5 protein-coding genes are annotated in these 7492 nt (G+C 58.6%); 2 read left to right on the forward strand and 3 right to left on the reverse strand.

Annotated features, from left to right (window positions below; genetic code table 11):
* Positions 1-125: 125 nt before the first annotated feature.
* Positions 126-1274, reverse strand: coding sequence for a fatty acid desaturase (locus JNN07_21195; GenBank protein ID MBL9170265.1), 1149 nt, complete (start codon positions 1272-1274; stop codon positions 126-128).
* Between the two features lie 387 nt (positions 1275-1661).
* On the opposite strand from JNN07_21195, the gene JNN07_21200 reads away from it, so the two are divergent.
* Together JNN07_21200 and JNN07_21205 are read left to right on the forward strand one after the other, a co-directional pair.
* On the forward strand, positions 1662-2135 hold the full coding sequence (locus JNN07_21200; GenBank protein ID MBL9170266.1) for a glycine cleavage system protein H: 474 nt from the start codon (positions 1662-1664) through the stop codon (positions 2133-2135).
* 11 nt (positions 2136-2146) lie between these two features.
* The gene (locus JNN07_21205) at positions 2147-3277 is read left to right on the forward strand and encodes a cobalamin biosynthesis protein P47K (protein MBL9170267.1); all 1131 of its coding nucleotides are present in this window, start codon (positions 2147-2149) and stop codon (positions 3275-3277) included.
* A gap of 19 nt (positions 3278-3296) precedes the next feature.
* On the opposite strand, the gene JNN07_21210 is transcribed toward JNN07_21205, so the two are convergent.
* Both JNN07_21210 and JNN07_21215 read right to left on the reverse strand, forming a co-directional pair.
* Positions 3297-5570 carry a hypothetical protein gene (locus JNN07_21210; GenBank protein ID MBL9170268.1) on the reverse strand — a complete coding sequence of 758 codons (2274 nt, stop codon included), beginning with the start codon at positions 5568-5570 and terminating at the stop codon, positions 3297-3299.
* Positions 5571-5680: 110 nt separating this feature from the next.
* A complete protein-coding gene (locus JNN07_21215) occupies positions 5681-7240 on the reverse strand; it encodes a fused MFS/spermidine synthase (protein ID MBL9170269.1) in 1560 nt (519 codons plus the stop codon).
* Between the last annotated feature and the right edge of the window lie 252 nt (positions 7241-7492).

The raw sequence follows: 7492 nt of genomic DNA on the forward strand, positions 1-7492 counted from the left end.
ATACCCGAGTGAGACCGCTGAATGCAATCCGAAAACCTGCGTCATTCTTTGGCACAAATGACGCTCAAAGCCGGACCCATGTCCGGTGGGGGGCAAGTCCGACAGGCTGCTAGAGGCGCACAAAGCTACACCAAAGCTGCCTGAGCCAACCGGTGCTCTTCCTGCCAATGCTCGATGGCGGTTCGAAGGCGTTCGCTGGCCAGCTCCATCTCTTGCTTCAGCGCCGCCACCTTCTGCCGTGACTCCTCCCACTTTTGCTCCATACAACGGGTGTATTCCGTCTTCTTCTGTTCCCAGATTTCCACCGCGTGATGCAATTGCTGCTGCGCGGTTTGCAGTCGAACACCCCACTGTGCCGGCAGGGTGAATTTACCCTCGGCCAGACGCTGATCCATCTGACGTTGCTTCTCCGCGATTTCCGCCAGCATGATGCGCTCGGTCGGAACGCGCCTCAACTGCGCTGCCAGGCCCACTTTCTCCAGGAGCCAGATGCTCCACTTGGTGGGATCGAATTGCCAGGGTTTGACCCCGTTGCGGTAGTCGTATTGGAACTCGTGATGGAAATTGTGATATCCCTCACCGAACGTAAACACGGCCATCAGGGCGCTGTCGCGGGCGGTGCAACGACTGGAATAGGGCCTGTTTCCCAGGGTGTGACACAGCGAGTTGATGAAAAAGGTCATGTGTTGCACAAAGACAACCCGAGCCACGCCCGCGATGAGGAGGGACCCAAGCGCCACCTGCCAGCCGCCCCAGGCGTAACCGATCAAGGCGGGTAACAAGAAGCTGACTCCCACCGCAATGCTCACATAGTTATTGTGCTGCCACATCACCAATCGATCGCGCAACAAATCAGGCACGTTTTCGACGGTGGCGGTGCGAACCTTGAACATGATCCAACCCATGTGGGCATGGAAGAAGCCCTTGTTGATGTTGTAGGGATCACCCTCGTCGTCCACAAATTTATGATGCCGACGATGGTCGGCCGACCAGGACAAAGCCGAGTTCTCAAACGCGGCCGCTCCGAAGAGCAGAGTGAATAGCTTCACCGGCCAGGACGCACGAAAACTGAAGTGGGAGAACAACCGATGATAGCCCAACGTGATGCTCAAACCAGTGGCAATGAAGAACAGCAAAAACAGGATGCCCTGAAACCAGCTCAATCCGAAGCGCCAGAGATACCAGGGCACCGCGGTGAGGGTTAACACTAGGGTGGAAATTAGAAAGGTGCTGTTGGTCCAACAGACGTCTTTCCAAGGAATCCGGGGAAACATTCGCGTTATCACTCTATTTTCCTCAATCAATGATTTGTCTACACCATTCGACGAACCCCGAACATCGGGATTCGATTTCTCTCTGAACTCTCATTCAGCAACTGGATTGTCTTCGTGCACTGTCGGCCAGCTGACTCTTGAAACAGAGGCGCTCACTCACTTACCCAAATGGGAGCCAGCCGCGAAGGCGGTCTGACTCCCCAAAAACTCGCAGAAAGCTGCTGAATAACAAGAGCTTTTTGTGACGCAGCTCCCCCACCTGGATAGAGCGGCATATTTTGCCGGTGCTAGAGCGCCAACTTCTCACGAAGAAAGTTTCAGGCCACGTTTCACCCGGCAACATGCCTTGCCAGGCACCCGACGTCCGGCTAGGTTGGCCTGCGATTCATGGAACAGCATAGGCCCGCCACCCTTTTTTACAAGAAGTCGCATTTTGTGGCCCATTTGCCAATAGACTACCAGTATACGCCGTCGCACGCCTGGATTTCGCGGCAGCCAGGCGGCATTCTGCGGGTTGGGTTGACTAAGTTCGCCACCCGCATGCTCGGCGAACTGGTGGATCATGGATTCGAACCCGGGGTTAATTCCCCGGTGACGAGTGGTCAGATCATCGGGTGGGTGGAAGGGTTCAAAGCCATCTCCGACCTCTACTGCACGGCCGATGGAGCCTTCCGCGGCGGTAACCCCCAACTCAAGGATGATCTTGAGCTGTTGGGGAGGGACCCCTTCGCTCAGGGGTGGCTTTACGAAGTCCAAGGAACTCCCGACCCTCGGTGCTTCGATGTTCACGCCTACGTGGCCCTGTTGGACAAGACCATCGATAAAATACTCGAAAAACAGTCGGGGGAGGAAATTGTATGAGTTCATCCAGGATCACCGCGCCACCGCCCTCCGCAGCCATCAAAGCCCGTTACATCATGATCGGAGGCTTTCTGGGGGCCGGGAAAACCACCGCAGTCCTCCGCCTCGCTCGGCACTTGCACGGGCAACGCCTCAGGGTTGGCCTCATCACCAACGATCAGGGGTCTCATCTGGTGGACACGAATCTCCTGACCTCCCATGGCTTTCCGGTGGAAGAAATCGCCGGCGGATGCTTCTGCTGCCGGTTCAACAGCTTAACCGACGCCGCCCGAAACCTATCCCAGCACCATCGACCCGATGTCTTCATCGCGGAGCCAGTGGGCAGTTGCACGGACTTGGTGGCCACGGTGACATACCCCCTCCGACGCCTTTACGGCGACAATTTTTCCATCGCCCCGCTCACCGTGCTGTTGGATCCGGTGCGGGCGCTGCGGCTGTTTGGCAAGGAACCCGGAGGCCGTTTCTCAGAGAAGGTCGCCTACATCTATCGAAAGCAGCTTGAGGAGGCGGACCTACTCGCCATCAACAAAATCGACCTGCTCACTCCTGAACGGCGGGAGGTTCTACTGACCGAACTCGGTGCGAACTATCCCGAGAAACGCGTTCTGTGCCTGTCGGCCCGTACCGGCGAGGGAGTTGATGCCTGGTTCTCCGAGCTGACCTCGGAGACACAGAAACCCAGGCCCCGCCTGTCGATCGATTATGACATTTACGCGGAGGGTGAGGCACTGCTGGGCTGGCTGAACGCGACGCTCCACCTCTCGGCCGCCGAGCCCTTTGACGGCAACGAATTTCTGAGGAGCTACACCTCGGCCTTACAGGCCCAGCTAGCCAGACAGGGAGCCGAGATCGCTCACCTGAAAATGACGCTGGATGCGGTCGGTGGTCTTGGCGACATCGCGGTCGTCAACTTGGTCCGAAATGACTTCGTCCCCGAGCTGTCCCAGCAGGCAGCCGATCCCATGGAGGCGGCCGAGGTCATTCTGAATCTACGCGCTGAGGGCAGTCCCGAGTTGCTCCAGAGCGCAGTGCAGGCCGCCTTGGACGAGGTCCGCGACTCCCATCCCAAGCTGCAGGTCACTACGGATCACCTGGAGCATTTCCGCCCTGGGCGTCCTGTGCCTACGCATCGGAACGGGTAGCCCGGGCCGTCAGAACACCTCATGGCTTCTCTACAAAGCCATGGTACAGGCCCATGTAGTATGGCAGCAGAAATACGGTGCCTGATGCGAGTTCACGTCCATCGCCACCGTAGTCCAATGTCCAGGGATCGGTGTTCCAATGGTTGAAGTGGCGATTCTCTACGGGCAACACCTTGCCATTCACGCGATGACCTCGCTGGCGGCGGTCCTTCGAGTAGAGGTCCGTTCCTTGTTGAGGGCCCAACACGACCAAGTCCAAGCGATGACTGTTGCGATGGGCCCATCCCAGCCGATCCAAAGGAAACCCTTGGAGCGTGGCCATCGAGTCCGTGTCCCAGCCTTTCCACGGATCGATGGAGTAGGTGCCAAACGGGTTGGTGGTGGTGTGGCCCATTCCATGGGCGGCGTAGGCATAGTTGAAGAACGGATTCAGCTCCGGAGCCTCATTGGCCCAGTAACGAAAGAAGGAATACCGAATCTGACGCTTGAGAGGTTCATTCTTGGAATAGCGCAAGAGCATGTAATAGCCCATGACCGCCATCTCATCGTCGGACTGGTTCCCAGATCCGGGACCATGTTGAACCTTGGCGTACATCGCATTGTGGGCATATCCATGTCGATCCACCAATTCCTGGATCGCCGCCCCGTAGCGCGCTTCCCCAGTGACATATTCCGCCACGGTCAAATAAGCGAGCATGCTCAAGCTGTTCAACCCGCGCTCCGGCCACCAAAAAGGATCTCGGTTGAGATACTGAGGTCCGTAGATGCCCCAGCGGGTCGGTTTTCCGTCATGCTCCATGAGCAGGTACTGATGCTGCATGAGATGGTCCGTGATCCCACGAACGACATCGCGAACCCGTTCCTTCTCGGTCTCATCCTCCGCACAAAATTCGTAATACAGCGGGTAGAAGAAAAAGTGCCCATCCAGCTCATCGGAACTCGTGTCGCTCTTCCAGTACCACTTGCCATCCGCGCTCTTCGGCCACCGGGGCTCATAGGACTTCCACAGGCTGTCGTTCTTCTGCTCGCGCAGATCTCCTTCGAGCCGGCCGATGTTGGGATCGGGCAAGTCGACGGAACGAATGGTTCGGGCGATGTATCCCGGCGGCGGTGCGTGCGCCCCACCTTGTGTCACTTTCTGAAGAAAACGCAGCGCCTCGAATGCCTGTTTGGCCCGCTGTTTCAGCTCCGGCTCCCGCGTTGCGGCATAGCCGAAGCATTCCCCAGCACCATACATCGATGTCCAGAGGCCGTCGTTGTCGCTGTCATCCAGGCGCGCCGTTGACTTATCCGCCGGATTGGGCAGCGAGGCCTCCGATACATATCCGAACGGGGTTCGCTTGATGAAATCCTGGATCTCCTGCTCGTAGATCTTCGCCTTGGCATGCAGAGTCATCGGCCGCCTTTCGATTCCTCCCACCCCAGCAGCCGTCGCAAACCAGGCGTTGCCGGCGGAGTCCAAACTGATCTGCGTGATCGCATCAGCGGGCATCCAGCGGGGACCTTGCCGATAAGCCCAATCTCCCTTCCGATACCGAATCGCTCCCAGCCGGGTGGCGAACCAGACCTCACCCCCCGGGCCAGCGAAAGCACCCGTGAAATCGTTATATGGCAATCCATCCTTCCCTTCGAAGAAAGTCCATCCCCGCGGTCCCCGGCTGGCCACCCCCGCCGGACTGGCCACCCAGAGTGCGCCGTCTGAATCGAAGGTCACCCCGCGCACGTCTTCTACGGCCCACGCTCGACCCAGACCATCCCGAACCGGAACCAGCTCCCAACTGTCGCCTTTCTGGCGATACAGACCATCGCTGCCGGCCACATGAAGCACTCCCTCGGGAGACAAAGCCGCCTGCCGCAGGCGGCCCGTGAGACCGCCCAAGGATTGGCCCGAGTTAGCTGCGACGAGGGTCGTTTCCGTCAGAACCCAAACCCCGGTGTCACGCCTGAGCACCTGAAGGACGGATTTCCAGGGTACCCCCACCTCGATCCGCTCCCCCGCTCGCCCGGGAAAAGCAAATCTCTGACCGTCGCGATTGGCCAAGGCCTCCATTTCCTGCCATCGACCGGAACTCAAAGCCTGCCACTTTCCTTCGCTGAAGGCTCGGACCACGCCCTCGGAAGTCGTCTCCACGAGCTGCACCGAACCCGCTGGAGCGCCCTGCTCCGGTTTCCACCGGACTGCCACTTCCTGCGAAAACCCCTGTGGTACTTTTTGGAACGGAGCTGCCGTGACTGGAAGCGAGATCCACAATCCTAACCCTAGAGAGAGGGATGCTTTAACGAGTTGGTGCATAGCGGTATACTGACCTCGGTTCGAGGGGGCGAATTCAATCAGAAAGAATTACCGTCCTTCCAAAGGGGCGTGATGGTTCGCGACTCAGCCCCCCAGGCTGCCGCGTTTGATTAGAACCCCTTGACCGCTTCCGCCATCGAACGCCGGATCAGCTCCCGATTTCGGGCGTCGCGGACATCCACCGGATTGAAGTCATCGGTCAGAATCATCCCATGGCTCGGGTCGGTGGTAATCAGGCTGTCAAAACCCGTGCGAACTTCCTTCATTTTGAAGGGATGAACTCGAGCCAGACTCGGCGCCCGCACCATCTGAAGGGTCTCCGCCATCGAGGCCACCAGGATCACGTTGCCATTGCTGGTCGAATGCATGCGCACGCTCCGAAAGACCGAGCCGAGCGTTTTCTCCATCGATGCCAGAAAAAAATCGTCGGGGGTCAACTCGAAATCCCCAAAGGAATTCATCAGGAACACCCCTCCGTCCGTAAGCACACTCCGCACCGATTCAAAGGTTTCCCGGGTCATGAGATGTGATGGCGGGGAGTCGCCCAAAAACGCGTCCAGGATCACCGCATCGTAGCGATTGGTCGTTCGATGCAGGAAGTGGCGTCCGTCCCCGATCACGATCTGGAACAGGTTGGTATCCAGGAAAAAATGCTTTCGCCCCAGGTCGACATATTCCGGATTGATCTCCACCGCAGTCACCTGGGCCCCGTCTTTGGCAAAGGCTGTCGGCACAAATCCCACCCCCATGCCAACCACCAGCACGGACGTAATGTTGGTGTGGTACGCGCGCGCCAGACCGTGCTCCAGGTAGCTGAAAGCGAGCAGGCTTTGGCCATTGGTGGCATCGCAGGAGTTCTGCATCAAAAAGTCGTTGAGCAGTGCTATCTGGGGAGTGGTTTTGGACTGGATCACCTGCATCAGCCCGAAGGGCGAATTCCGACGTTCAAGCTCCGTCCAGTGTTTGAAAGTCGATCGGGTCTGGCCTCGGATTCCCACCGCACCGCCCCAGCAGACCGCCAGCGCTACCACCAAGGCCCCCGCTACCCGCAACGCGCCACGGTTCCACGCCGCGAAGTACGCGACGCTGAGCAAGGTCAGCCCCGACGCAATCAGATGAAGCGCCACGACATTCTGAAGGTTCGGCACCAGAACCAAGCCGGCCAGCAGGGCTCCGCCGACGCTTCCCAAAGTGCTCACGGCGGAAAGCGAACCCGCCTGGCTTCCCACATTGTTCGGCGTAACCGGTAGGCTGCGCAGCAGAAAGGGTCCGGTGATGGCCAACAACAGCAGCGGAACGAAAAACAGCACGCCGCCAGCCACCAGGGAAGCAACCGCCAGATTCCACCGCAGGGCGTAAAAGGCGATGGGTTCGGTGAATGGCAAGACCAAGGCGAGCCAGACGGCCGCCGCCCCCATGCTGCCGAAGAGCCAAGTCAGCGATCGCTGGCGATCGGACATTCTCCCCCCAAACTCGTAGCCCACTACCAAGGCGACCATGGTGACCAGGATCTGCGCCGTCCAAACGTAGTGGGAAGATCCCAAATACGGAGCCAAGAGCTTGCCGCCCACGATCTGAAGAATGAGGATCGCCGCTCCGTTCAAGGCCGCCACCAGAAGTAAAAACCACAGGGGCGGACTGGCCGGCTGCTTTGAAGTGATGTCGAGCACTCGGCTGTTGTAGTGGGAAGCTGATACAGGATCAAGCGGTTTGGGGATTCGGCAAAGCGCTACCCTACCTCATGGAGGCGCATGAGCGCCCTATGGACTGCGGTGGCACGACCTAAGCATTACCCACAAGTTCTTCGACCAAATGTTAGAATCCCAAAGGGATTCCGGCTCAAAGCCCAGGGTTGGCGCGACGCAGGAGCGCCTACCCTGGGTTAGTCGTGGTTTTCTCACAACCCCATCGCGGGTTGCGCT

This window comes from Verrucomicrobiales bacterium (genome assembly GCA_016793885.1).
GTDB lineage: Bacteria > Verrucomicrobiota > Verrucomicrobiia > Limisphaerales > UBA11320 > UBA11320.

Excerpts from the sequence above, each read along its gene's own strand:
- JNN07_21200 (MBL9170266.1), top strand. The coding sequence starts at position 1,662 with ATGGAACAGCATAGGCCCGCCACCCTTTTTTACAAGAAGTCGCATTTT.
- JNN07_21195 (MBL9170265.1), bottom strand. The coding sequence starts at position 1,274 with ATGTTTCCCCGGATTCCTTGGAAAGACGTCTGTTGGACCAACAGCACC.
- JNN07_21210 (MBL9170268.1), bottom strand. The coding sequence starts at position 5,570 with ATGCACCAACTCGTTAAAGCATCCCTCTCTCTAGGGTTAGGATTGTGG.